At 33.6% G+C, this 25,922-nt stretch carries 21 protein-coding genes and 1 riboswitch; of the genes, 15 read left to right on the plus strand and 6 right to left on the minus strand.

From position 1 onward, the window contains the following. Positions 1–105 precede the first annotated feature (105 nt). Complete coding sequence (locus CN514_RS02675; RefSeq protein WP_098231258.1) at positions 106–1,290, plus strand: CaiB/BaiF CoA transferase family protein; 1,185 nt, start codon at positions 106–108, stop codon at positions 1,288–1,290. 13 nt (positions 1,291–1,303) lie between these two features. Further along, a complete protein-coding gene (locus CN514_RS02680; RefSeq protein WP_098231259.1) occupies positions 1,304–2,527 on the plus strand; it encodes an acyl-CoA dehydrogenase family protein in 1,224 nt (407 codons plus the stop codon). 55 nt (positions 2,528–2,582) lie between these two features. On the opposite strand, the gene CN514_RS02685 is transcribed toward CN514_RS02680, so the two are convergent. Beyond that, the gene (locus tag CN514_RS02685) at positions 2,583–2,933 is read right to left on the minus strand and encodes a PH domain-containing protein (protein WP_098231260.1); all 351 of its coding nucleotides are present in this window, start codon (positions 2,931–2,933) and stop codon (positions 2,583–2,585) included. 394 nt (positions 2,934–3,327) lie between these two features. On the opposite strand from CN514_RS02685, the gene CN514_RS02690 reads away from it, so the two are divergent. After that, complete coding sequence (locus CN514_RS02690; protein WP_098231261.1) at positions 3,328–3,873, plus strand: hypothetical protein; 546 nt, start codon at positions 3,328–3,330, stop codon at positions 3,871–3,873. A 288-nt stretch (positions 3,874–4,161) separates the two neighbouring features. Here the strand turns inward: CN514_RS02690 and CN514_RS02695 are convergent, their stop codons facing one another. Beyond that, entirely contained in the window at positions 4,162–5,172 is a 1,011-nt protein-coding gene (locus CN514_RS02695) for a LacI family DNA-binding transcriptional regulator (protein WP_141529286.1), read from the minus strand. 461 nt (positions 5,173–5,633) lie between these two features. Between CN514_RS02695 and CN514_RS02700 the strand changes: the two genes are divergently transcribed. The 3 genes from CN514_RS02700 (at position 5,634) to CN514_RS02710 (ending at position 10,128) form a co-directional block, all read left to right on the plus strand. Then, positions 5,634–7,055, plus strand: a complete 1,422-nt coding sequence (locus CN514_RS02700) for an aldehyde dehydrogenase family protein (RefSeq protein WP_098231263.1) — start codon at positions 5,634–5,636, stop codon at positions 7,053–7,055. A gap of 221 nt (positions 7,056–7,276) precedes the next feature. Next, positions 7,277–8,581, plus strand: coding sequence for a 4-aminobutyrate--2-oxoglutarate transaminase (gabT, locus tag CN514_RS02705; RefSeq protein ID WP_098231264.1), 1,305 nt, complete (start codon positions 7,277–7,279; stop codon positions 8,579–8,581). A gap of 152 nt (positions 8,582–8,733) precedes the next feature. Further along, on the plus strand, positions 8,734–10,128 hold the full coding sequence (locus CN514_RS02710; protein ID WP_098231265.1) for an amino acid permease: 1,395 nt from the start codon (positions 8,734–8,736) through the stop codon (positions 10,126–10,128). Between the two features lie 288 nt (positions 10,129–10,416). Here CN514_RS02710 and CN514_RS02715 read toward each other — a convergent pair whose 3' ends face one another. Then, the gene (locus CN514_RS02715; protein WP_098231266.1) at positions 10,417–11,466 is read right to left on the minus strand and encodes an NAD(P)/FAD-dependent oxidoreductase; all 1,050 of its coding nucleotides are present in this window, start codon (positions 11,464–11,466) and stop codon (positions 10,417–10,419) included. 202 nt (positions 11,467–11,668) lie between these two features. On the opposite strand from CN514_RS02715, the gene CN514_RS02720 reads away from it, so the two are divergent. From CN514_RS02720 to CN514_RS02735, 4 genes are all read left to right on the plus strand, one after another. Continuing rightward, positions 11,669–12,514, plus strand: coding sequence for an ABC transporter ATP-binding protein (locus CN514_RS02720; RefSeq protein ID WP_098231267.1), 846 nt, complete (start codon positions 11,669–11,671; stop codon positions 12,512–12,514). Next, positions 12,465–13,385 carry an iron-hydroxamate ABC transporter substrate-binding protein gene (locus CN514_RS02725; RefSeq protein WP_098231268.1) on the plus strand — a complete coding sequence of 307 codons (921 nt, stop codon included), beginning with the start codon at positions 12,465–12,467 and terminating at the stop codon, positions 13,383–13,385. Before CN514_RS02720 ends, CN514_RS02725 begins: the two co-directional genes overlap by 50 nt. Before the next feature lie 154 nt (positions 13,386–13,539). Next, positions 13,540–14,550: a FecCD family ABC transporter permease gene (locus CN514_RS02730; RefSeq protein WP_098231269.1), complete on the plus strand. Its 1,011-nt coding sequence runs from the start codon at positions 13,540–13,542 to the stop codon at positions 14,548–14,550. Continuing rightward, a complete protein-coding gene (locus CN514_RS02735; protein ID WP_098231270.1) occupies positions 14,547–15,557 on the plus strand; it encodes a FecCD family ABC transporter permease in 1,011 nt (336 codons plus the stop codon). Before CN514_RS02730 ends, CN514_RS02735 begins: the two co-directional genes overlap by 4 nt. 60 nt (positions 15,558–15,617) lie before the next feature. On the opposite strand, the gene CN514_RS02740 is transcribed toward CN514_RS02735, so the two are convergent. The 3 genes from CN514_RS02740 to CN514_RS02750 all read right to left on the minus strand — a co-directional run bounded on the left by CN514_RS02740 (position 15,618) and on the right by CN514_RS02750 (position 18,518). Beyond that, positions 15,618–16,205, minus strand: a complete 588-nt coding sequence (locus CN514_RS02740; protein ID WP_098231271.1) for a xanthine phosphoribosyltransferase — start codon at positions 16,203–16,205, stop codon at positions 15,618–15,620. 103 nt (positions 16,206–16,308) lie between these two features. Then, a riboswitch (purine riboswitch) is annotated at positions 16,309–16,410 on the minus strand. A 73-nt stretch (positions 16,411–16,483) separates the two neighbouring features. Beyond that, positions 16,484–17,050 carry an HD-GYP domain-containing protein gene (locus CN514_RS02745; protein ID WP_098231272.1) on the minus strand — a complete coding sequence of 189 codons (567 nt, stop codon included), beginning with the start codon at positions 17,048–17,050 and terminating at the stop codon, positions 16,484–16,486. Between the two features lie 34 nt (positions 17,051–17,084). Next, positions 17,085–18,518 carry a BglG family transcription antiterminator gene (locus tag CN514_RS02750; RefSeq protein WP_098231273.1) on the minus strand — a complete coding sequence of 478 codons (1,434 nt, stop codon included), beginning with the start codon at positions 18,516–18,518 and terminating at the stop codon, positions 17,085–17,087. A gap of 387 nt (positions 18,519–18,905) precedes the next feature. Here CN514_RS02750 and CN514_RS02755 point away from each other — a divergent pair, with 387 nt between their 5' ends. The 5 genes from CN514_RS02755 (at position 18,906) to CN514_RS02775 (ending at position 25,525) form a co-directional block, all read left to right on the plus strand. Further along, the gene (locus CN514_RS02755; RefSeq protein WP_098231274.1) at positions 18,906–19,388 is read left to right on the plus strand and encodes a hypothetical protein; all 483 of its coding nucleotides are present in this window, start codon (positions 18,906–18,908) and stop codon (positions 19,386–19,388) included. 262 nt (positions 19,389–19,650) lie between these two features. Beyond that, a complete protein-coding gene (locus CN514_RS02760) occupies positions 19,651–19,869 on the plus strand; it encodes a heterocycloanthracin/sonorensin family bacteriocin (RefSeq protein ID WP_098231275.1) in 219 nt (72 codons plus the stop codon). A gap of 174 nt (positions 19,870–20,043) precedes the next feature. Continuing rightward, the gene (locus tag CN514_RS02765; RefSeq protein WP_098231276.1) at positions 20,044–21,987 is read left to right on the plus strand and encodes a putative thiazole-containing bacteriocin maturation protein; all 1,944 of its coding nucleotides are present in this window, start codon (positions 20,044–20,046) and stop codon (positions 21,985–21,987) included. Then, positions 21,984–23,927, plus strand: coding sequence for a TOMM precursor leader peptide-binding protein (locus tag CN514_RS02770; RefSeq protein WP_098231277.1), 1,944 nt, complete (start codon positions 21,984–21,986; stop codon positions 23,925–23,927). The genes CN514_RS02765 and CN514_RS02770 overlap by 4 nt, the downstream gene beginning before the upstream one ends. A 23-nt stretch (positions 23,928–23,950) precedes the next feature. Next, positions 23,951–25,525, plus strand: a complete 1,575-nt coding sequence (locus CN514_RS02775; protein WP_098231278.1) for a SagB family peptide dehydrogenase — start codon at positions 23,951–23,953, stop codon at positions 25,523–25,525. Positions 25,526–25,922: the final 397 nt, after the last annotated feature.

Raw genomic sequence — 25,922 nt, forward strand, 5'->3', positions numbered from 1 at the left:
TACTGTTAATACAAAGCGCAGTTGTAAGCCAGTTAAACATTCAATTCAACTATTGTAATTGATCGTTTTACTGGCTTATTAACTAGATTAATAGAGGTGGAAAAATTGCCAGGTGCATTACATGGAATAAAAATCATTGATTTAACAAGAGTACTAGCCGGACCCTTTTGTACGATGATTCTTGGGGATCTAGGAGCAGAGATTATAAAAGTAGAAAGTATAAATAATGGCGATGAAACTAGGGGATGGGGGCCACCTTTCGTTGTAGGTGAAAGCGCTTATTATTTATGTGCAAACCGCAATAAAAAAGGCATAACACTAAACTTAAAAAGTGAGCAAGGTAAAGAAATTTTAAAAAAGCTAGTTTCAGAGGCTGATGTAGTTGTTCAAAATTTCAAACCTGGAACAATGACAAAACTAGGTTTCGGCTATGAAGATTTGAAAAAAATAAAAGAAGATATAATACTAGCGTCCATTAGTGGGTTTGGCAGTGAAGGACCAAATTCAAGTTTACCAGGATATGATTATATCATCCAAGCGATGTCTGGATTAATGAGCATTACTGGTGAGAAAGAGGCAGAGCCAATAAAAGTAGGGGTAGCCATTTCGGATGTTTTAACTGGTCTATTTACATGTATTGGGATTCTTGCTTCACTTCAGAATCGAGATCGTACAGGAGAAGGTCAGGAAATTGATATTTCATTGTTTGACTCTCAGCTAGCTGCTTTAGTAAATGTAGCTAGTAATTATTTATGTAGTGGAATTGTTCCTGAACGAATGGGGAATCAACACCCAAATATCGTTCCATATCAAGTCTTTGCTGCAAGTGACGGTGAATTAGTCATAGCAGTAGGGAATGACGAACAATTTAAAAGGTTTACTTTACTAATTGATGAACCAAACTTATTGGATGAAAAATTTAAGACAAATACGGGCCGTTTACAGCATAGAAAACAAATAGAGCAATTAATTCAAAATAAGTTGAAGTTGAAGAGTAAAAATGAGTGGAAACAATTATTAGATCAAATAGGGATTCCAAATGGCCCAATAAATAATGTGAGTGAAGCTTTACAGTCTGATCAGGCTAAATCGAGAGAAATGGTGTTGGAAGTAAACCATCCTTTTATAAAGGATCTAAAATTAGTCGGATCACCGTTAAAATTATCAAAAACACCAATTGAAGTATTAAGACACCCGCCCCTACATGGCGAGCATACAGAAGAAATAATTAGTAGACTGGGGTATTCTCAAATTGAAATAGAAGATATGAAACGAAATAAAACAATTTAAGGAGGAAATAAATATGGATTTTTCATTATCAGAGGAACAAATTAGTGTAAGGAAAGTAGTTAGGTCATTTGTAGACAGAGAAATTATCCCTTTTATAAAAGAATGGGATGAAAAAGGACATTTTGAAGCTAATATTCTAAAACGACTTGCAGATTTACAACTAATGGGTGTATGTATTCCAGAACAATACGGTGGAGTAGGAATGGATTATAACACATTAGCGATTGTATGTGAGGAATTAGAACGTGGAGATACTGCTTTCCGTACTGCTGTTTCAGTACATACTGGTTTAAATAGTATGACATTACTGCAATGGGGAACTGAAGAACAAAAGAAAAAGTATCTTGTTCCTCAAGCACAAGGTAAGAAAATTGGTGCGTTTGGATTAACAGAGCCAAATGCAGGATCAGATGTAGTAGCAATGGCAACAACAGCTGTAAAAGATGGAGATAGTTACATCTTAAACGGGTCAAAAACATGGATTTCTTTATGTGATGTAGCTGATCATTTCTTAATTTTTGCGAAAACAAATCATGACTTAAAGCACCATGGAATTTCTTGTTTTATCGTAGAAAGGAATTTTGAAGGCGTTTCCACAAAAGCAATCAAAGGAAAAATGGGAATTAGAGCAGGGAATACTGGTGAAGTATTTTTAGATGATGTAAGAGTTCCAGCTGAAAACTTACTAGGTTTCGAAGGTGAAGGGTTTAAAATTGCAATGTCTGCGCTTGATAACGGACGATTCACAGTTGCGGCTGGTGCTTGCGGATTAATTCAGGCATCACTTGAAGCAAGCGTAAAATACTGTAATGAGCGAAAAACATTTGGTAAAGAAATTGGCAAACATCAATTAGTACAACAAATGATCGCTAAAATGTCATCAAACCTTGAAATCTCACGTCTATTAGTTTATAAGGCTGGTTGGTTAAAAAATAACGGAAAGAGAAATACAAGAGAAACATCACTAGCAAAATGGATTTCTTGTAATGCCGCAAATGAAGCAGCAAATGATGCAGTTCAAATTCACGGTGCATACGGATTTTCAAACGAATTCCCAGTAGAACGCTATTTAAGAAACTCAAAAGCACCTGTTATTTACGAAGGAACAAGAGAAATTCACACAATTATGCAAGCTGAATATGACCTTGGAAATAGAGAAGATAAAGTGTTAAGAAAAATGCTTCCAGCTTGGCCATTTGAAGAAGTTACGGTTGAAGCGGTGAAGTCTTTACATTGAATTATTGATTAAATATTAGTAAAAAGACTGTCCGTTTAAGACAGTCTTATTTAAGTTATTTAATATCAGTACGTAACGTATTTTGTATCTGCGGTAAAACATCTTCAACGTGATCTAGTTCTAAAATGATTTTATCGTATTTGTGGTTATTTAACGTTAAAACTAAATTTCCCTTATTAGTGCTTGAAGCTACAAAATAGTTCACTCCATCTTTTTTGAAATAGCCATATTTACTTGCGCCTAAATGTGTACCATATATTTTCCATAAAAATTGATGGGTATCCTCTATAGAAACATCCTTTATATTATTGTAGGGAACCTCGATTGTATGTTTTAATCCTAAAATTGTTTCAAGACTAGAAAGTGAAATGATTAATTTATCTTCCTCAAATAAAATTGTTTTCATTAAAAATCCCTCCTTACTTCTTATACGACTAGGGATCGTATTTCGTTCATTTATTTTAATTCAATTATAAAAATAAGCGATACTTTTTACCGAACTCGTTCATATTACAAAACTAAACAAACGTTTAATTAAATTGAATACGTTATTCAGATGCTGTGACTTGCCACGAAAAATACATTCAGTCCAATTTTGGGTCGGAAGTTTATGATAACGTTGAAAATGTAATGATAGCCATGATTTTAAAGTATACGGGCTTGAAAATATAGACTTAGTATTAGTAAAAGTAAGAAAAAAATTTGAACAATAGATAATTTTTATCATAGCTTGAAAATGCTAGGGAATGATATCATCTAGATAAAAGAATTATTTACTATTCTCAGGAGAGGTACGTGAAATGGATCAACAAGTACAAACTTATTTTGAAAACCTTGAATCAAAAGACAAGAATTTGCAATTCGAAGCCTTTAACTACATTATATCCGTTACAAAAGAAAAAGTTGATTGGTCCTATGAAGTATGGGATCGATTAAAGTCGGATCTAACGCATAAAGGAAATCACAAAAGGTCAAGAGCTGCACAATTTCTCTCAAATTTAGCGATCAGTGATCCAGAGAAAAGAATGCTAAATGATTTTCCTGAAATTTGGCAAGTTACATATGATCCAAAATTTGTTACCGCAAGACATACCTTACAATCAATATGGAGAGTAGGGTTAGCTAGTCCAGAACAAAGAGCAATCGTGCTTGATCATCTAGAAAATCGTTATTTAAATTGCAAAGAAGAGAAGAACCATACATTGATTCGTTACGATATCATTCAATGTATGAGAAACCTTTATGACGCGGTTAAGAATGAAGAGATTAAACAAAAGGCTTTCGAATTGATTGAAACTGAAGAGGATCCAAAATATCGAAAAAAATATATGACGGTGTGGAAATAAAGCACATTTAAAGTGAACCGAAAAAGTTAGACAAATAGTTTTATGCTGCTAAAGAGGATTGGACTCTGTACTGCACAGGGGACAATCCTTTTTGTTTTATCGTAATAGTAAAAAGAGTAATAAAGAAAAGAGTTTAAGTTAATGACAAATAATGTCATGCGAGTTCGGTAGAATTTCGGATGGGATTGTTGTTAGTGAATATAATGCTATAAATAATTGGAGCGGAAATAGGAGACGTGAGTTATTCACGTCTCAATTTACTTGTTAAAATAGTTTCAAATTTAAAATCTATTTTATTCTAGGCTTTCCAGTTGATCGTCGAACAATTAAATGAGGTGTGATTGTAGTTGTTACGGAATTTAATTGTTTGTTTTTATTTTCAATCAAATTAATTAGATGTTCCATAGCCAGATTTCCTAGAGACTGACTTAAATGAGTTCCCACTGTTGTTAATTGAATAGATGCATGGGCAGAAAACTCGATATTATCAATTGCACCAATGCTGATATCTTCCGGTATTCTAAAGCCTTTATTAAGAAGGAAATCCAAGCAAATTAATGCAATAGCATCCGTCGCAGCGACTATGGCTGTTGGAAATTCAATACCTGAAAATAACTCCTTACAGGCTTGGACGATGGATTCTATAGTTGTATCGGTGGTTTTTATCCAATCCTCACGAACTGCTATTTTTTGTCTATTAGCCTCTTTTTTAAACCCTTCTAAACGACCGTGAAAAGTAGATGCTTGTAGCGGGCCACCTATATACGCTAGATTTTTATGACCTAATTCGATCATATGATTAGTTATTAGTTCGCCGGCTTTTACGTTATCAATCTCAAAATAGTTTGTCCCACAGGAATGCTTGCGATTGAAGGTCACATACGGTTTGCCTTCCAAACTTTCTAAAACGGGAAAAATAGAATCATTCATTAAAATAGAAGACATTATGATTCCATCAACAGGAGCGCTTAATACTTGGTTATAAAGCATTTTATCGTTATCTATTTTATTGAAAAATACGAGTACGTTATATCCTTTTTTTGCTGCAATCGATACAATTCCCCGAGTAGATTCTTCATAAAAAGGATCATGAGTATGTCCTGTGATTAACGCAATCATATTGGTTTTCTTTTTTACGAGATTTCTAGCAATCAAATTCGGATGATAGTTTAATTCTTTAATGGCTCTCTCTACTTTCTCTACTGTAGATTGCTTAATATTTTTAGATCCATTTAATACACGAGAAACAGTAGATTGAGAGACGCCAGCTAGCCTCGCAACATCGTGTGAAGAAACCAAATAAATCACTCCAAGTTCATATAATATATAATTTAAAAATAATAGTTAATTAATTAAATAAACAATGAATACGGCAGACGTACTAAATCTTGTTACTCCCAAAACAATATAATTTTTGGAATTTTCAAGGGACTATTTTATATTATAGCAAATAAAATCGAACTTGATTAGAAGTTTTGTGCAAATTAACGAATTTTTTGAATACGTATTCATAGAAATTAGAATGAAAGTGTAATCATTACATAGTTTAGATACTTGCTGATAAAAATTTTATAAAAATCGAAAGTATACTTACTAGATCCAAGATGCAATCAACATTAAGCACAACTCGTTAGAGAATATAGATAAGTTTTCTAGATGTTAATTAAATATTTATAAAATGCTAAAAAATAAAAATTGTTTGACAATTATTAAAAATGAAGCTTATTATTAATACGTATTCATAAGTTATGGAGGGAAACATGAAAAAGAATATTTGGATTAACGGACAATATGTAGAAACAGAAAATTATTCAGATTTGCTTTCTCCTTATTCACAAGAAAAAATTGCAGATATTGCTATTGCGAATAAACTACAAACTCAGAATGCAATACAAGTTGCTTATGATTCTAAAGAAGTAATGGCCAAAATACCTGCTCACCAACGAGCAGCCATTTTAGAGAAAGTTTCGCAACTTCTTGAAGAAAATTTAGAAGAAGCTGCAAGAGTAATTGCTCTCGAGTCGGCTAAACCACTTATCTTCGCCAAAGCAGAAGTAATAAGAACGGTTGAAACATACAAATTTGCATCAGAGGAAGCAAAACGAATTCATGGAGAAACAATTCCTTTTGATGCGGCGGTTAGTGGTATTGGAAAAATAGGCTACACCATTCGAAATCCAATTGGAGTTATTGGTGCAATTACTCCATTTAATTTTCCGATGAATTTAGTTGCGCATAAAGTGGGACCAGCTATTGCTGCAGGGAATACCGTGGTATTGAAGCCAGCTTCACAAACACCACTTTCTGCATTTTATATAGCAGATTTATTCAAAAAAGCTGGTCTACCAGATGGCGTATTAAATGTCGTTACAGGACCAGGACGAGTTGTAGGTGACGCCATTGTAGAAAGTGATCTAGTTAGTATGGTGACTTTTACAGGAAGTTCCTCAGTTGGAATTGCACTTCGAGCAAAAGCAGGGCTTAAGAAAACAACACTTGAACTAGGTTCAAATGCGGCATTAATCATTGATGAGGATATTGATGTAACAAAGGCTATTGATCGCTGCTTAATGGGCGCATTTTCTAACCAAGGGCAAATCTGCATCTCTTTACAACGTATATATGTACACGAAAAAATCTATGATGAGTTTGTTTCGCAGTTTGCAAAAAGTGCTAGCGAACTCAAACTAGGTGACCCTCTAGATACTGAAACCTATGTTTCATCTCTAATTTCATCGAATGAATTGGACCGTGCTTTAAGCTGGATCGAAGAAGCAAAAGCACAGGGTGCGACTATTGCAACAGGTGGCAAAACGCTAGGTAATATTCTTGAACCTACAATTATTTTAGATGTAACAAGTAACATGAAAGTATCATGTAACGAAGTTTTTGCTCCAATTGTTTCAATTTGTAAAGTATCTTCGGTTGAAGAAGCAATTGATGCTGTGAATGATTCCCGATATGGTCTGCAAGCTGGAATTTACACTAATAGTGTTGTTAACGCGCTAAAAGCAGCGGACGATCTGCATGTAGGAGGCGTAGTTATTAATGATGTACCTACGTTCCGTGTTGATCAAATGCCATATGGAGGTGTAAAAGAAAGTGGTACAGGACGTGAAGGATTGAAATATGCAATTGAAGAGATGACTGAAATGAAACTCGTTATTTGGCACAAAGGATAAATTTTAGACATCATCTAAAATGGTTTTCATTTTTAAGTGTACCGTTTAGCTTTATCGTTTTTTAGAAGGTACTTTTTAACTGTTTATAGGTTTCTCATACTGGAAGTAGAAATGAGCGTATAGGCAGTTATACATATTACTATGATTAGCTCGTAATTAATTCAGTAATTGAAAAAACAAACATCGTAGAAAAATTATTATAAAAACGGAGGAATCAAATAATGATTAAGCAACTATCCACAAAAGAATGGCAAGAAAAGCGAGATAAATACGTTGTTAAAGGCGTTAGCAATGGAAATCGAGCAGTTGCTGTGAAAGGCAAGGGAGCTACATTATATGATTTAGAAGGTAATAAGTTTATTGACTTCGGTGCAGCTATAGGAACCATTAACGTAGGGCATTCACACCCAAAAGTAGTAGCAGCCATACAAGAACAAGCAGAAAAAATCATTCATCCTGGCTTCAATGTCGTTATGTATCCGTCATACATTGAAGTTTGTGAAAGATTGTGTGAAGCAACTCCAGGAGATTTTGAAAAAAAAGCTATTTTATTAAACAGTGGTGCTGAAGCAGTTGAAAATGCCGTGAAAATCGCAAGGAAATATACAAAACGCCAAGCAGTTGTCACATTTACTCGTGGATTTCACGGACGTACTTTAATGACGATGACAATGACGAGCAAAGTAAAACCATATAAACTTGGTTTTGGTCCTTTTGCACCTGAAGTATATCAAGCACCATATCCATATATGTACCGTAAGCCAGATGGTATGACTGATGAGCAATACGAAGCAGATGTTATTGCACAGTTTAATCAATTTTTTATAGCAACTGTAGCACCAGAGACTGTAGCGTGTATTGTCATGGAGCCGATTCAAGGAGAAGGTGGATTTGTAATACCGCCAAAATCATTTGTAAAACACGTTCGTGAATTTTGTTCAAAATATGGCATTGTGATGGTGGCAGATGAAATTCAAACCGGATTCGCAAGAACAGGAAAATTATTTGCGATGGAGCATTTCGAAGTTGCAGCTGATCTTATGACAGCTTCTAAATCTATCGCAGGTGGTATGCCACTAAGTGCTGTTATTGGTAAGGCAGAAATAATGGATATAGCAGATCCAGGTGAATTAGGTGGAACCTATTGTGGAAATCCACTTGCGTGTGAAGCCGCATTGGCAGTATTAGAAGTCATTGAAGAAGAAAAATTGTGTGAAAAAGCAGAATGGATTGGAGATGTACTTGAGAGCCGTGTGAGAAAGTGGCAATTAGAGTATAACTTCATTGGAGAATTCCGTCGTCTAGGGGCAATGTGTGCAGTAGAGATTGTAACTAATCAAAAATTAAAAACACCGAATAAAGATCTTACTACAAAAATTGCAAAAGCAGCAAATGAAGCTGGGCTTCTATTACTTACTGCAGGTTTAGATGGGAATATTATTCGCTTTTTAAGTCCACTGGTGATTACAGAAAATGAGTTAAACGAAGGTCTTGTTATTCTAGAAAACGTATTATCTAATTGCTAAATTTTGTTAAACTGATCATTAAATGATTTTCATATGTTCAAACTTTTTAAAAGTAACGTCCAAATGTGTAGATTAATGGGACTTGCTCGAGTCTTTTACTGCAAGGTTTTTATAAATTCTTTTATATTAACAGAAAAAAGGATAGGGTGAATATGGAGAAACAACACAATGGTTTACAACAAAATCTAAAACACCGTCATATTCAAATGATTTCAATTGGTGGAATTATTGGGGCAGGTTTATTCGTAGGTAGTGGGAATGTTATTCATAGTGCGGGTCCATCAGCAATTGTTGCCTATTTAATAGCGGGATTATTAGTTGCACTACTTATGAGAATGTTAGGAGAAATGGCTGCTGAGAACCCAGTTAGTGGTTCATTTTCAACGTATGCAAAAGAGTCGATTGGCCCTTGGGCAGGATACACGATTGGTTGGTTGTATTGGTTTTTCTGGTTAATTACAATTGCAATTGAAGCGATTGCAGGTGCAAATATAATGAATTCATGGTTCCCAAGTATCCCATTATGGGGCTGGGCTTTAATTCTTACATTTGTACTTACACTTACTAATATTTTATCAGTGAAAACATTTGGAGAGTTTGAATATTGGTTTGCCATTACAAAGGTAGTGGCGATCTCAGCGTTTATGTTATTAGGTCTTGCAATTTTATTCAAATTAATCCCTACGATCCAGTCTCCGGGATTTTCAAATTTGACACAACACGGCGGATTTTTCCCGAAAGGTATAAGCGCAATATTAGGTGGTTTTATGACAGTTATGTTTGCTTTCTTTGGGGCTGAAATTGCAGCAATTGCTGCTGGAGAATCAAAAGACCCTCAAAAATCTGTTGTTACTGCCATTAATACTGTTGTTTGGCGTGTAGCATTGTTCTACATTGGGTCAGTATCTATTTTAGTTTTATTAATGCCTTGGGATGATGCAAAATCATTAAGTAGCCCATATGTAACGTTGCTTAACAATTTAGGGATTCCAGGAGCTGGAACAATCATGAAGGTTGTTGTACTTTTTTCAGTACTCTCATGTTTAAATTCAGCACTTTATACGAATTCTCGAATGCTTTATTCTTTGGCGCAGCAAGGAAGTGCACCGAGAATCTTTACAAAAGTAAATAAAGGTGGATCACCGTATTGGGCCGTATGGGCAAGTTCAGCTTTCGCCTTCCTAGCGGCAATTTTTAACTTTATTTCACCTGATAAACTTTTTTCATTTCTCTTGAATGCATCAGGTTCAATTGCTCTTCTAGTGTATATTGTTATTGCAGTATCACATGTAATAAAGCGAAGGCAAGCTGAGAAAACGGGAAAAGTGTTACGATTAAAAATGTGGGGTTTCCCATATGTTACTTACGTTACTATACTAGTGATGATCGTCATCTATTTTTCGATGTACTTTATGGATGATCTTCGCTCTCAATTCTATTTAACATCATTAATTACAGTTTTAGTGATTTCTTCCTTCTTTATTTTTAAAATTGGAAAAAAAGAAGAAGTTGATTCAAACAGCAGGCGGACTAATATACCTAGTTGATGATAAAAAGAAACAAAAATTGCAATTGTTATGAAAGCTTTACATATTAATTGCATTAGAAAATTCAAAAAGAAGACCGTGTATTGAAGGTCTTCTTTTTATGAAAATTTCCTCAAAACTAACACAAAAATTTTAAAAATGATGCGTTTTTTTAAAGAGTAAGTTTATTTTGTTTTTTGTTTTAACCTAATGAAAAATTGCTAAATTCATCTATCGTATCAAAATAAAATGTTGATTCATTTTTCATTTGTTGTTTAATAGTTTAACATGGAAAAGAGAAGTTGTTTTCTAGTTCATCATCTGTTTAATTAAATCACGATTTCGTTGTTTAAACACTTCATTGTGAGATGAAACCATTGCTGATCCACTAGCATCTGGTTGAATATATTGCTTTGCTTTATTTACGGCATTAGCGGCATCTTGAAATGCGCCAGCAATTAATTGTAACTTTCCTTCATGCATTAGAATATCTCCGGCTGCATAGATTCCTTCAATCGAAGTTTCACTCGTTGTATTCCCTTTAATATAGAAATCTTGAATCATTTCTACTTTTATTTCACTGTTATTTAATAAAGAAGTATCTTGTTCATAACCGTGGTTTATGATTACTTCATCAATTGTCAAGTGAGATATTTCACCAGTTTCGTTATTTGTTAGTTCAACTTTTTCTATTTCTTCATGATTTTCACAAGCAATTAATTTCGTAATTGATGTATTGAATAGACAGTCTACTGAACTATTCATTAATTGAGAGACTTGTGCTTCATGACCTTTTAGAGCATCTTTTCGGTAAGTTAAATAAACTTTCTTAGCAACCGGCTCTAATTCATTAGCCCAATCAATCGCAGAGTTACCGCCACCGGAAACGATTACAGTTTTGTCTTTAAAATGTTTAAGTGATTTTACTGTATAGTTTAAATTTGAAACTTCAAATCTTTCTGCACCATCTATTTTAAGCTTCGTTGGGTTTAATATTCCACTACCAACTGCAACAATAATTGTTTTAGAATAATGCTTTTGACCTGAAGAAGTATGTAAAATAAAAATGCCATTATCATCACGAGTGATCGTGTCGACTTTTTCATTTAATACAACTGTAGGATCAAACGTTATACCTTGCTGAACGATTTGGCCGATGAATTTCTCACCGGGAATTGGTGGCTGTCCTCCAACATCCCAAATCATCTTCTCAGGATAACAATGGACTTTCCCACCTAATTCAGATTGAAATTCTATTATTTTTGTTTTCATTTCTCTTAAACCACTATAAAAAGCAGAGTATAGTCCAGCAGGACCTCCCCCGATTACTGTTACATCATATAGATCATTTATATTCATTTCCGTCTCACTCCAGAATATTCTGTCATTGATTATCATTCTCAATAAAATATAAACCATTTTTGAGAAATTTTCAATAATTTCACTAAAAATTAATATTGACAATAATAGTAAATAGACTTATATTTACCTAGTAACATTTATTGATAATAATTATCATTCTCATTAACGGTTTGAATATTAGATGAATGGAGGTCCGTTTATGGTTCGGTTATATACTAATGAATTGACCATTGGTTATGGTGATCGTTTGATTGTAAAAGACCTTAATATAAAAATTCCGGATAAACAAATTACAACAATCATCGGTTCAAATGGATGCGGTAAATCGACTCTTTTGAAGGCGATTACAAGAATAATCTCTCATCAATCCGGAACGATTATCTTAGATGGAGAAAACATTGCTTCAGAGAATACTAAATTACTAGCTAAAAAAATGGCGATTCTACCTCAAACACCAGAGAGTGCAAGTGGTTTAACAGTAGGTGAACTAGTATCTTACGGGCGATTCCCATATCAAAGTGGTTTTGGCAGATTAACTAAAAAAGATATTGAAGTAATTGACTGGGCACTTGAGGTTACAGGTACAAAGGAATATAAGTACAAGTCAGTTGATTCACTTTCAGGAGGTCAACGTCAACGAGTTTGGATCGCAATGGCGTTAGCACAAGAAACTGAAATCATTTTCCTTGATGAGCCTACTACATATTTGGATTTAGCTCATCAGCTCGAAATTTTAGAGTTGTTACAAAAGCTGAATCAGGAGCAAGACCGTACGATTGTAATGGTTTTACATGACCTAAATCAAGCAGCTAGATTTGCGGATTATATCATCGCACTTAAAGATGGGGAAATCGTAAAAGCAGGTTCTTGCGAAGAAGTTATTACACATGAAGTTCTAAAAAAAGTTTTTTCGATTGACACAGTAATTGGAAGAGACCCAAGAACAAATAAACCAATGTGCATTACATACAACTTACTTAAGGGAGAAGAGAAAAATGAAGAAAATCTTAATACCATTTCTTTTAATATTCGTGCTAATTATTAGTGCATGTAGTAAAGGAGCATCAAGTACAGAAAGCTCAAAGAATGTACCAAAAAAGTCTGGAACTATTACATATCAATCTCAAAATGGTCCAGTTAAAGTCCCAGCAAATCCTAAACGTGTAGTAGTATTATCTTCGTTTGCAGGAAATGTAATGTCTTTAGGAGTTAATATCGTCGGTGTAGATTCTTGGTCTAAGTCGAATCCTCGCTGGGCTGAAAAATTAAAAAATGCTGAAGTAGTTTCAGATGATAATATCGAAAAAATTATTGAGTTAAATCCTGATTTAATCATTGGTTTAGATAATGTTAAAAACCTTGATAAATTAAAGAAAATCGCACCTACTGTAGTTTATACATACGGCAAAGTAGATTACTTAACTCAACATATTGAAATTGGAAAATTATTAAACAAAGAAAAAGAAGCGCAAGCTTGGGTAGATGATTTTAAAGCCCGTGCACAAAAGGCCGGAGAAGAGATTAAAGCTAAAATTGGTCCAGATGCAACTGTTTCGGTAATTGAAAAATTCGACAAGCAGCTTTATGTATATGGTAACAACTGGGGTCGTGGAACAGAGATTCTTTTCCAAGAGATGAAATTAAAAATGCCTCAAAAAGTTGAAGAAAATGCATTGAAACCAGGATATTATGCAATCTCCTTAGAAGTACTTCCTGAGTTTATGGGTGACTATGTAATCTTCAGTAAATTTGATCAAACAGATACTTCTGTAGAAAAAACAGATACTTACAAAAATATACCAGCAGTAAAGAATAAGCACGTTTTCGGAGTAAATGGAAGTGAATTCTATTTCAATGATCCAGATACTTTAGACATGCAATTAGAATTCTTTAAAAAGCAATTTTTAGGTAATTAACAAAAATAAGAGTAGGAATTCTATTATTCCTACTCTTATTATTTAGACATTGTCCAAAAATTTTATTGCAGACTGATTCAGTAATGAGCACTGCAGAAAGCGAGCGTTTGGCGGGCAGTCTGAAGACATTCTATAAAGAGAAGATGAGAGGCTAATGACACAAAAAAACAAAGGCACTGTTCCATTCTTTTTTAAATTTATATTGGGGATTATCATTTTTATCGTTATGTTTGTAATCTCAATTGTTTTCGGAGCAGCGGATACAACCGTTGGTGATGTCTGGAATGCAATTTTTACAAATATGAATAGTCAACAGATTTCTATTATTAGAGAGTTACGGTTACCCCGAGAGGTAGCGGCAATATTTGTAGGGGCAGCTCTTGCAGTGGCAGGCGCTATCATGCAAGGTATGACAAGAAATCCTCTTGCAGATCCAGGTCTGCTTGGATTAACAGCAGGAGCAAATGCAGCATTAGCAATAACAATGGCTTTCCTACCAAAAGTAAATTATTTTGGGATTATGATAGCTTGTTTTATTGGTGCAGCGGTCGGTTCACTAATCGTTTTTGGTATTGCTACAGTGAAAAAAGGCGGCTTTTCTCCATTTCGTATTGTTTTAGCAGGAGCGGCTGTTACAGGTTTTTTAACTGCTATTTCTGAAGGGGTAGGGATTTACTTTAAAATATCTCAAAATATTTCAATGTGGACTTCAGGTGGATTAGTTGGTACTTCATGGGGGCAAGTAAAAACGATTACACCATTTATTGTAGTTGGTATTCTAGTAGCAATTTTCTTGGCGCGTCAATTAACAATACTTAGTTTAAATGAAGAGGTTGCTGTAGGTTTAGGTCAAAATATCCCAAAAATCAAAGCAATCTTATTTGTAGTAATCGTTTTACTAGCTGGAGCGGCAGTTGCTCTAGTAGGAAATATGGCATTTCTTGGTTTAATGGTACCTCATTTGGTACGTGGATTCGTCGGAACTGATTACCGATTTATTATACCGATGTCTGCTATTTTTGGTGCTACATTCTTACTTTTGGCAGATACACTTGGGCGAACAATTAATATACCTTATGAAACACCTGTTGCAGCGATTGTTGCAATGATTGGCCTTCCTTTCTTTCTATTTATCATACATAAAGGAGGCAAAGAATTCTCATGATACACCCTGCTATTATTAGAAAACAAAGGTTTATTCTGTTAATACTCTTTATACTTATTCTATTTACAATGTTTATTGGAATGGGAATGGGATTTTCAGCAATACCATATAGTAGATTACTTCCAACATTTTTAGGGGATGGTACATTTAAAGAAGAGTTTGTCATCTTTTCAATTCGATTACCTAGAATGATTATATCTTTAATGGCGGGAATGGCACTTGCATTATCTGGTGCAATTTTGCAAGGGGTAACACGAAATGATATGGCTGAGCCTGGAATACTAGGTTTTAATGCTGGTGCAGGTGTAGCTATTACAGTATTCTTTTTATACTTTCCAATTGAAGCAGGATCGTTTGTTTATTTAATCCCAATCGTTGGATTTTGTGGTGCTGTTGTTACAGCAATTATTATTTACTTATTTTCTTATAAGAAAAATACGGGTTTACAACCTATAAGACTCGTTTTAGTAGGTATTGGTTTTTCGATGGCTCTTTCAGGAATCATGATTGTATTAATTTCATCTTCGGAACGTGCTAAAGTAGATTTTATTGCAAAATGGTTAGCAGGTAATATATGGGGGACAGATTGGCCGTTTATTTGGGCATTCTTACCTTGGCTAATTGTATTAATTCCGTTTACTCTATATAAAGCAAACACATTAAACCTTCTTAATTTAAATGAGCCTGTTGCAATCGGGGTAGGGGTCTCATTAGAAAAGGAAAGAATTGTTTTAATGTTAGCAGCAGTTGCATTAGCAGCATCTGCTGTTTCAGTAACAGGAGGAATTGCGTTTATCGGATTAATGGCACCCCATATTGCTAAAAGTTTAGTTGGCCCGAGAAATCAATTATTTATACCCATCGCAATTTTAATTGGTGGATTATTACTATTAGTTGCCGACACAATCGGAAGAAACTTAGTCGATCCAGAAGGAATACCAGCAGGGATTATAGTTGCCCTAATCGGTGGACCTTACTTTGTCTATTTAATAATAAAAAAGGCTTAATTAATAAAAAAAGACATTGTGAACAACACAAATCGTTCAAACAATGTCTTTTTTTTATTTTTAAACAGTTAATTCTTCATTGAAGTATTTAATTTGTCCGTCTTTTAAAGATTGAATACGAGCGAGAGATTCAACTCGATAACCGCGATCACGCAGAATCTTTCCACCATCTTGGAATGATTTTTCAATTACGATACCGAAGCCAACTGTTTCTGCTTTCGCTTGTTCCATGATTGAAAGTAAACCAAGAGCTGCCTGTCCGTTTGCTAAGAAATCGTCTATTACTAATACTTTATCGCCTTCGTCTAACCATTTATGAGAAATTGAAATTTCATTTTCTTCTTTTTTTGTAAATGAATATACTTTAGCAGTATAAACATCTTGCTGCATTGTGATTGATTTTTTCTTACGTGCAAAAACTAGAGGGACATTTAAAGCAAGTGCTGTCATTAGCCCAGGTCCGATACCTGAAGATTCTATAGTAACTACCTTTGTTATTTTTTCTTCAGAAAATAAACGCGCAAATTCTTCCCCAATTTCTTTCATTAAAACAGGATCCATTTGATGATTTAAGAAAGCATCCACTTTTAATACATCATTTGCTAAAACGATTCCTTCTTGTTCAATTTTTTTTAGTAAAAATTCCATAATGATCCCCCTTAATCTAAACAAAAAACTCAAAACATGTACTTCACTGTATAAAATGAGTGAAGTAACACATTTTGAGTCTTTGATTCGCTAGAGCTAACATGTCAGATGTGTTACCACTCATAGTCGGTAAATTTACGGTTAACCGGTAGAAACTTGTGAGCCATATCCTCACTATTATACGAGTGAAATTTATAATTTTAATGAAACTATAACATGTTAATAGATTCTGGTCTAGCAATTAATAGGTGTAAATTATTAGCATTATTGAATACTACTTAATACAATTTACAAATAAACTTAGTGAATTCCTTTATTAAATCCTGGTCATAAACGGTACCACTTTGTTTTTGAATTTTTTTTAACGATACTTCAATTGAACATTTTTTTCGATAAGAACGATCATGGGTCAGTGCATCAAAACTATCAATTATTCTAATTACTTTCGAATTAAAATCAATTTCGTTACTATATAAACCTTCATAGCCAGTCCCATCAATATTTTCATGATGATACCGTACAGCATTTAAAATATCATTATGATATGAAAAATTTTTTAATAAATCATACCCATAAATTGTGTGATTCTTCATTAGATTCCACTCGAAATCAGTAAGAGGACCTCTTTTTGCAACGATTGAAATCGGTATTTTAAGCTTACCAATATCATGTACATAACCAATAAAATGCAATTGATTTGATTGATGTAAAGAGAGATCTAAATATCTACCAAATTTATACGCCATTTCACCTACACGCATCCCGTGTAAAAAAGTACCATGATCAAGTTGCCTTAATAGTTCAACTAACTCATTTGTGACTAATGTTGACTTTTCTTTTATCATAAAATCACCTTTGAATGCTTATTCAAAATAAAATTTATTTTAATAAATGCGCGATATGATTAATATCGCGCTGTGAAAGAGTAGAACTAATTACCGCAATTGGAACAATTTCGATATCAATTTGAAAATCAGCAATGATAAAGTCCAAACGTAATTCACTAACCGTTTCAGGACTCAGTACGCCGTTTTGAAGTTCAACAAATTGTATTTTATCTCCAAATTCTTTTATTAGTTTAGTTGTTATATACTGTCTTACACCATAGCCTTCACTACTTAACAGTAGTACCCTTTTTTTTACTAATGATAATTTAATAATGATTGCTTGAATATTTAATGTGATTTTAGCAATTACTTCATTACTTACTTCTGGGTATGAAAAGAAATTGCACCAATTACGAAATACAGTTTTTACTTTATTAAATAACTCCGGATATCGCTTTTTAACGTATTCGGAAATGAGACAAGATCGATCAATTCTACCGTTTAAAAAAAGAACTAGGGAAAAGGCTTTAAATTGTTTTTGAAGAGTGAGAATAAAATCATTATGATCATGTAATTTTATACTAAGCTTTTTTTCGAGCATCGTAACGAGCTCGTGTAATTCTATATATTGTTTTTCTGATTTATTATGATAGTTATTTATAATTTCATTTTGAGGTTCATTATCGCTAGAAAAATAAGGGGATGCAGATATCATTATAGAAAGAGCGTTTAGTTCATTTAATGGAATTGAAACTTTATAAATATTTTCTAGCTGTACGCATATATCAGTTGCAACTGAAAAAAACTTTGAATCCTTAATATTGTTTGAAGGATTTAAATCCAATTGAATATCTCGATCGATTCTTTGAAGCATCGTACCAACATAATAAATATATTTATATATAGTAGGTGGAAATAAAAGTAAATTATTTTTTTCAGCTGACTTTGTAACTACTTTTTTTATAATAGAAAACGATAGTGAATCATAAGCCCATTTATTTGTATAGGAATATAGACCATACAATACGTCACAGCATAAGATTCTTTTTTGAAACTCATTGCCTACAATTTCAAGTGGTGCACGCTTCAAACTTAAATTATACGACTTTAATAAGGTGTCTACTCGTTCGAGAATCTTGTAAACAGTATTGTGATGCGTATATAAGACTTTTCCTAAATCACTAATGTGTTCAATGTCTTTTATTAGAATAAACATGATTACCTGAAGCGATAAAGAGTTTTTAACAAAAAGTGAACGAACTTGATCAAGCGAGGAATTAATTGGATTATTTATATAAATACCTTTTCCTTTTATTGTTTCAATATGCCATCCTTCTGGGAATGTTGCATTGATAATTTGTATATCAGTTCGAATTGTTTTCTCAGTGCAATTTAAATTTTTAGCAAGCTCCTCCGTTTTGAACCATTTTTCTTGACTACTTAAAATATCGATTAAGTGTAATCTTCTTAAACTCGCCTTATCCATCTCATCTCCTACTTTGATTTAAAATAATATTTTTACTAACATAAATAAGCTAACTATTTTTGTGATAACAATCACAAAAAGTGTTGTTGAGATAATGTTTTCAAAATTATTTTAAACTTATATGATGAATAAAGATATGACTATTTTTACCGTTAAAAACGGTAATAAATATACTTTAATCGACAATCTCTTGTTATATAGCGGAAGGCATATATGAACTTTATATATTAACTGTTTTTACCTATCAAAACGGTAAAAAAGAGCATTTGAAACTTTAATAAGCAAGGCTATAATTTATTTTGAAAAGGAACTCGTTTAATTTGTGATTGATTGTATACGGATGTGATCATGAGTGTAGCTCTAAATGGAGAAATGAGGAGGCAAATGATGGGTATAGTGTTACTTTTTTTTATCCTAGGAAAACTTTTGCTAGTTCAGTCTATGTTACATAGCCGAATTACTTTGTTTGGATTATTATTAAGTATTTTTATTGTTGTTTTACTATATTTACTTCCAATCTTTTTAGAATTCAATAAAAGAGAACGATCTATTGGTTATAGTTATACTTCATTAGTGGTTGGAACTATATTTTTAATCTGTACTGTTTATGAAAGATATGCTGTTTTTGTAATTACTACTCTTGATCAAACAGAAGAAATCTCCAATACAATATTCTCTTTTTTTATGATAGGGGACTTACTTTTCATTTTTGATTTTCTATTATTACTATACCTCATACTATTCAAAGTACTTAAAATAAAGGCAGCGCAATTAATTTTTGGAAAAGAAATCAGGATAAATAAAAGAGGAATTAAAAAGAATGTATATTCATATTCCCCCCTTAATAACATTAAGCTTAATGAAGATTAAGTTATAACTGATTTTAATGATGAAAGAGTAAAGAAAAAAATGAATGACGTACGAAAAACCTCACTTTTGATGTGAGGTTTTTTTGTACTTTCAAACAGCTCATAAATTGGGCAAGTGAATCGGTAACAATGCCCAAGTACTCATCATATTTTGTTGATGAGAGTCTACGTTTCCGTAGATTCAAATTAGGTAATCGTATTTATTTTTTATAAGTACGTTATGTTTTTATTCGCTTTCAAATATTATGTCGGAGGTTATAAAAATGTATGATTTTCAAAGAGAGCTTCAAGAATTAAACGTTGGACAGTTTCAATCTAGTCAAGTAGTTCCATGGGATTATAATCAGTATCAAAATCAAGATGCACGTATGTGCTTTGGCTTTGCATGTTTTTTCCCATTTTTTAGTTGTTTTGGTTGTTTTGGTTGTGGAGGCTGTTTCCGTTGCGGAGGTTGCGGTCACTGCGGTCGCTGTCACCGTTAATTGTAATGTTTCATAAAAACTATTTGTCCATTTAGACAATAAACCCCTACTGATCTTATGTAGGGGTTTTCTAGTTATGTTATGACATAAGGAATACATAATATACATAGGATTATGAAGAAAGTATTTATTTTATTCAATGTACAACTCACTGTATCGAAGGGGTTGAAAAGGATGTCAAAATTGAGTCCATCTGCACGTCTAAAGGTTAATCGAGATACTTTTTTTGTACCTGATTCGAATGGAGGTGTTTATTTTAGGAATAACTTAAGTTCATTTCGAATGGAAGGTGCATCTGTTTACCAGTGGATTGAAAAGCTACTTCCTATGTTTAACGGTGAACACTCATTAGAAATTTTAACAAATGGTTTGCCTGACCAATACCGAGAAAGAGTATATGAAATTGGTGAGATTTTATATAAAAATGGCTTTGCACGGGATATAAGTAAGGATCATCCACATCAATTATCTAAAGAGATTTTAACTAAGTATGCAAGTCAAATTGAGTTTTTAAATTGTTTTGGAGACTCTGGTTCATATCGTTTTCAAACCTATCGCCAATCTAAGATATTGGCAATTGGTTCTGGAACAATTGTCACTTCGTTAGTCTCAGCCTTATTAGAGTCGGGGTTAGCGAAATTCCATCTTTTAATAACGAATAATGAGAATACAGAAAAAAAACGAATAAAAGAAATTGTAGACAACGCACAAAGGACAGATCATGAAGTCGAAGTTGAATTAATTAAGAGAAAGAAGCTTTCATTACAAGAGATTGTTTCTACTTTTGATTCGATTTTATACGTAACAGAAGATGATCATGTTTATGAGCTGAAAATGCTCAATGAGATATGTAAAAGAGAGAAAAAGAGATTTATCCCAGCAATTTCTTCGCAAAAGATCTGTATGGCCGGACCACTAGTGACTTCAAATTCTGATGCTTGCTTCGAATCGGCTTGGAGAAGTGTGCATCAAAACATACTCTGTGAAGAAGGGATCAACCAACCATTGTCTTCGATTACATCAGCAATGTTGGCAAATATAATGGTGTTCGAGTTATTTAAGGATATTACAAATTCACGCGAAACAGAAAAGAATAATCAGATTTATATTATTAACCAAGAGACGCTAGAGGGCAGTTGGCACACATTCTCTCCTCATCCACTAGTCGCTGGAAAGGCGAAAGCTAAAATAGTTCATAATTTTGAGGAAAAGTTAGAGCAAAACAAACCTAGAGGAGATCAAAGTAAGTTATTAACTTACTTAGGGCAGTTCAATTCACAAGAAACTGGATTATTTCACGTTTGGGATGAGGGCGAATTAAATCAACTTCCATTAGCTCAATGTCGGATACAAGTAGTAGATCCTCTTACAGAAGGTCCAGTAAAACTATTAACGAGTAGGATTTGTACTGAATTAACTCATGAAGAAGCACGAAGAGAGGCGGGACTTACTGGAGTTGAAATGTATGTATCTCAAATAGCCAGTCAACTTATTATGAATTCTGATTCTGATGTTGTAGAGTGTATTGAACCTGGGGAATACATCGCAATCGCTACTGGTCAAACTTTTTCAGAAAGTATTTGTAGAGCACTACAAAAATATTTGTCTGAGGAGCTTAATAAACAAACGGGTAATCAAAATCATATTCAAGAAATTAAAGCAATAAAAATTGAAGATGATTGTGCTCAATTTTATTTACAAACATTAAATACAATACATGAATCTCCAAAAATAGCATTAGGAAAAGAGATTTGTGGATTTCCAGTAGTCTGGATTGGTACAGAAAAAGGCTGGTATAGAAGTGTTGGTTTAAATAGAACAATGGCTTTACAAGATGCACTAAAACAAGTACTTAAGGAATCGCAAAATAAAACCCCACTACTTGCATCAACAGCTATCCAGAGTTCATCAGTTTTAGTGGAAGAACAGCAAGTATCTGAAATGATGATCACTGAATCTAATCGTGCTGTACATTCTGATTTATTAGTCTCGGCGATCGATATCTTAAAACAAAATAATATGGAATTACTAACATTGGAATTTATGCTTGAATCGATTAATGTAGATGAACTTGCGGGAGTTTATGGTGTCTTGTTAAGAGAGGTGAGCTCGATTTGAATTCAACGGTTACCATTTTTGGGGAGGGATTATTAAGTAAGTACACATCCGAAATTCTTTTAAATAAATATAAAATAGTTCAACAGAAAGATTTAGAGACTCCGGTTTCCGAGGATACTAGTTTAATACTTATTTTGGATGATGCATGGAACCCTAAGATTTATGAAAAAGCAGATGAAACTTTAAGGATAGGAACTGTTCCATGGCTACGTGCTTGTGTATCATTTGGGGAAGGTGTAATCGGACCTTTAGTACATCCAGGGCAAAAAGGATGTATAAAGTGTGCCGATTTTAGACGTTTAATGGCTGGTAGAGAGCGCATAGAAATGCTAGAAATAGATCATCAGTTATTAGAAGGTGATGGAGTATCAGATGATGTATGGGGTACAAGAACGGGACTTTTACAAATGGCCTACTTAATTGTAGCTGAAGTAGAAAAATTTATGAACGGTAAAGAAACTCGTCTAGAGGAACGTATTTTTTTACTAAATATGAAAACATTCAAAAGCTCTAATCACTTTTTTTTACCAAATCCTTTATGTCCAACTTGTGGTGAATTAGAAGATGATTCTTCTGATTCTGCTATTATTTCACTCGAGCCTAGTATGAAAGTTTCTCCAACTAGCTATCGTAGTCGCTCAATGGATGAATTAAAAAAAGTGTTAGTTAAGGACTATTTAGGTCAAAAGACAGGGTTTTTAAATGGAAAGGCAATAGATCTAACCACGCCATTTGCAGATGTAGCCGTATACCTACCGTTACTCCAAGGGGATGAAGGAACAGCAGGACGTACACTTTCATATGAATCTAGTGAATTAACTGCCATTTTGGAAGGGTTAGAAAGGTATTGCGGCCTCACTCCAAGAGGGAAAAAAACGGTAGTACATGATAGCTATAACAACGTAAAAGAGTATGCAATTAATCCTGAAATTGTCGGTACTCATTCGAAAGAGCAATATGCTCTGCCGCGTTTTCCATTTAAGAAGTTTAATCCTAAACGGAAGATTGATTGGGTATGGGGCTATTCATTTATGAAGGAAGAGCCGATTCTTGTACCAGAGTTGCTTTCATACTATAGTCTAGGATGCGGACACGGTTTTGTGTATGAAACTTCCAATGGATGTGCATTGGGAGGCAGTTTAGAAGAAGCTATATTCTACGGTATTTTGGAAATTGTTGAACGGGATTCATTCTTAATGACTTGGTATGCTCAGTTGCCTCTTCCTCGACTTGATCCAAAATCGGCTAAGGATCAAGAACTCGATTTAATGATTGAACGCATGCGTTTAGTTGGCGGATACGATCTTCACTTATTTAATTCCACGATGGAAAATGGAATTCCAAGTATTGTTGCCATTGCAAAAAACCGTAAAGAACATGGTTTAAATCTCATATGTGCAGCAGGCGCTCATCTTGATCCAGTTAGGGCAGTTAAAAGCGCAGTACATGAGTTAGCTGGCATGATGTTAACATTGGATAAAAAGTTTGAAGAAAATTACGCTCAAAATATGAAAATGCTTTTAGATAATAATCTCGTTAAACAAATGGATGATCATGGAATGTTATATGGGTTACGACAAGCAGAGGAGCGTCTGAAGTTTTTATTAGATGATAATCGTCCATTAAAGACTTTTGAAGAAGAATTTAAATGGGATACAAACCATCTTGATTTGACGAATGATTTAAAGGATATTCTACAAGTATTTAAACAATTAAATCTTGATGTCATTGTAGTCGATCAAACTACACCTGAAATCAAAAGAAATGGATTATCTTGTGTAAAAGTCTTAATTCCAGGAATGTTGCCTATGACATTCGGCAATCATCTAAAACGATTGAATGGACTTGATCGAGTGTTAAAAGTTCCTGTTAAAATGGGCTATACGAAGAAGCCGCTAAAGCCGGAGCAGCTCAATCCATATCCGCACCCGTTCCCATAGGTGGTGTTATAGGAGGTCATTGGATGAGTTTACAAACATTTCTACACAATCTTCATTTTGATATTGAAAAGGCAAATCAATCGGATTGGGAAGTAGATTGGGAGGATGCCCCACTAACTTATAAGCTTTATATAGATTTACCTACTATTCCACTTTCTCTTAACGTTCCATTATCCTTAAAAGAAAAAAGGGACTCAATTGAGCCGAATTTAGACGAAATAGGCTACTTTCTATGGTATGTATATGGAATAGCTCAAGTTGCTCAAACAGCAATACCTTCCGGTTCCAACGAAATGGTTAATATGATGTCTTCAAACCGAAGATTCATTCCATCGGGTGGAGGATTGTATCCGAATGAATTGTATTTATATCTTAAGTCTGACCAAGTCACTTCGGGGATTTATCATTATGATGTTGCTAGACATTGCTTAGTTTTATTAAGAGAAGGAAATTTTGATTCTTATATAACAAGAGCTTTAGGAAATAGATGTGATCTTCCAAAGTGTTTTGGTACAATTTTTATTTCAACAATGTTTTGGAAAAACTTCTTTAAATACAATAATTTTTCATATCGCCTTCAAGGGTTAGATTGCGGTGTGCTAATTGGACAGATTTTAGAGATGGCTAAACGCTTTGGGTTTAAAGCGGGAGTATATTACCAGTTTCTAGATCAAGCAATCAACCATTTAATCGGCATAAACGAACGTGAGGAAAGTGTATATGGAGTAATTCCACTCACTATTGAAGAATCTACCTTAATTTCAAAAGTTAATGTAAAAAGTAAAAATTATAATTCTATCGATTTAAGTAAAGAGCTCCAAACAGTTTCACATAAATATTTAGTAAAATCAAAAAAGATTAAAGAGTTCCCGATGCTAATTAAACTGAATAAAGTTTCGATGATCGAATCGACACAAACATTTAGAAAAGTTGATGAAGCAGTTGATGCTTTAGATGAAAGGCATCGAATAATATTACCTAAAGTGGAGCGCCTATCCTATGATTTAGCCACTATATGTAAAGAACGGTTTTCACCTGAACTTGACTTTGTTTTACGCCCTATTAGTCAAATAAACCTAGCAACACTACTTAAAGAGGCAACAGCATCCTTCTCATATATTAATGATTTAGATGGAACCTTTAAAAATAATAATAACCGGCCAAAATTATATTTATGTTTGTATAACGTTGAAGGCATTAACAATGGTGCTTATTATTATGATGACCATACCCATACGCTAATACAAACTAAATTAGGCGATCATCGTATGCAACTCCAAAATGGAATGAGTGCCCCAACGGTTAATTTATTCCAAGTGCCAATTTGTATACATGTAGTGGGGAATATGGAGCATATAAAATCGACACATAGTTATAGAGGCTATCGAGTCCAACAGATGGAAGCTGGCATAATGGTTCAACGTTTACTAATAGCCGCATCAGCATTAGGATTAGGGGGGCATCCACTACTTGGATATAATGTAAAATTATGCGATGAGCTATACAAATTAGACGAAATAGGAAAAACAAGTTTAATCCAAATACCAATAGGTCATTATCGGAATCGACCTTGGTTAAAAGGAAATTTGCATAGTTAATAAAAAGCTAAAAACTAAAACAAGAATACTTTCTGTGTATTCTTGTTTTTTTGTTCCAGTTTATAACATATGAGTATTTGACGGATTAATTAAGAAAATTGAATCCACCAAACCCAATGGTGGCGTGGGTTAAATACTCAATCGACACATTTTCGACATACAAAAGTCTCAAAAATTAGAATGAATAGTTCTTTTGAATTAAAATTATATAGTATAATTAATTTAGTTATTATTTAAGTATAAAAAAACCTTCTGAAAAGAAGGTTTTTTGTTTTATTCTCCAGTATATAGATTCGTAGAAGAATTAGACTTTTTTGTGAAAAACCTTCTTAAAATTATTCTTTGTGTTTACCGAAAAAATTATATTAAAACGATATTAATATTGTTATAAATACTA

This window comes from Bacillus sp. AFS001701 (genome assembly GCF_002559405.1).
Lineage (GTDB): Bacteria > Bacillota > Bacilli > Bacillales > Bacillaceae_G > Gottfriedia.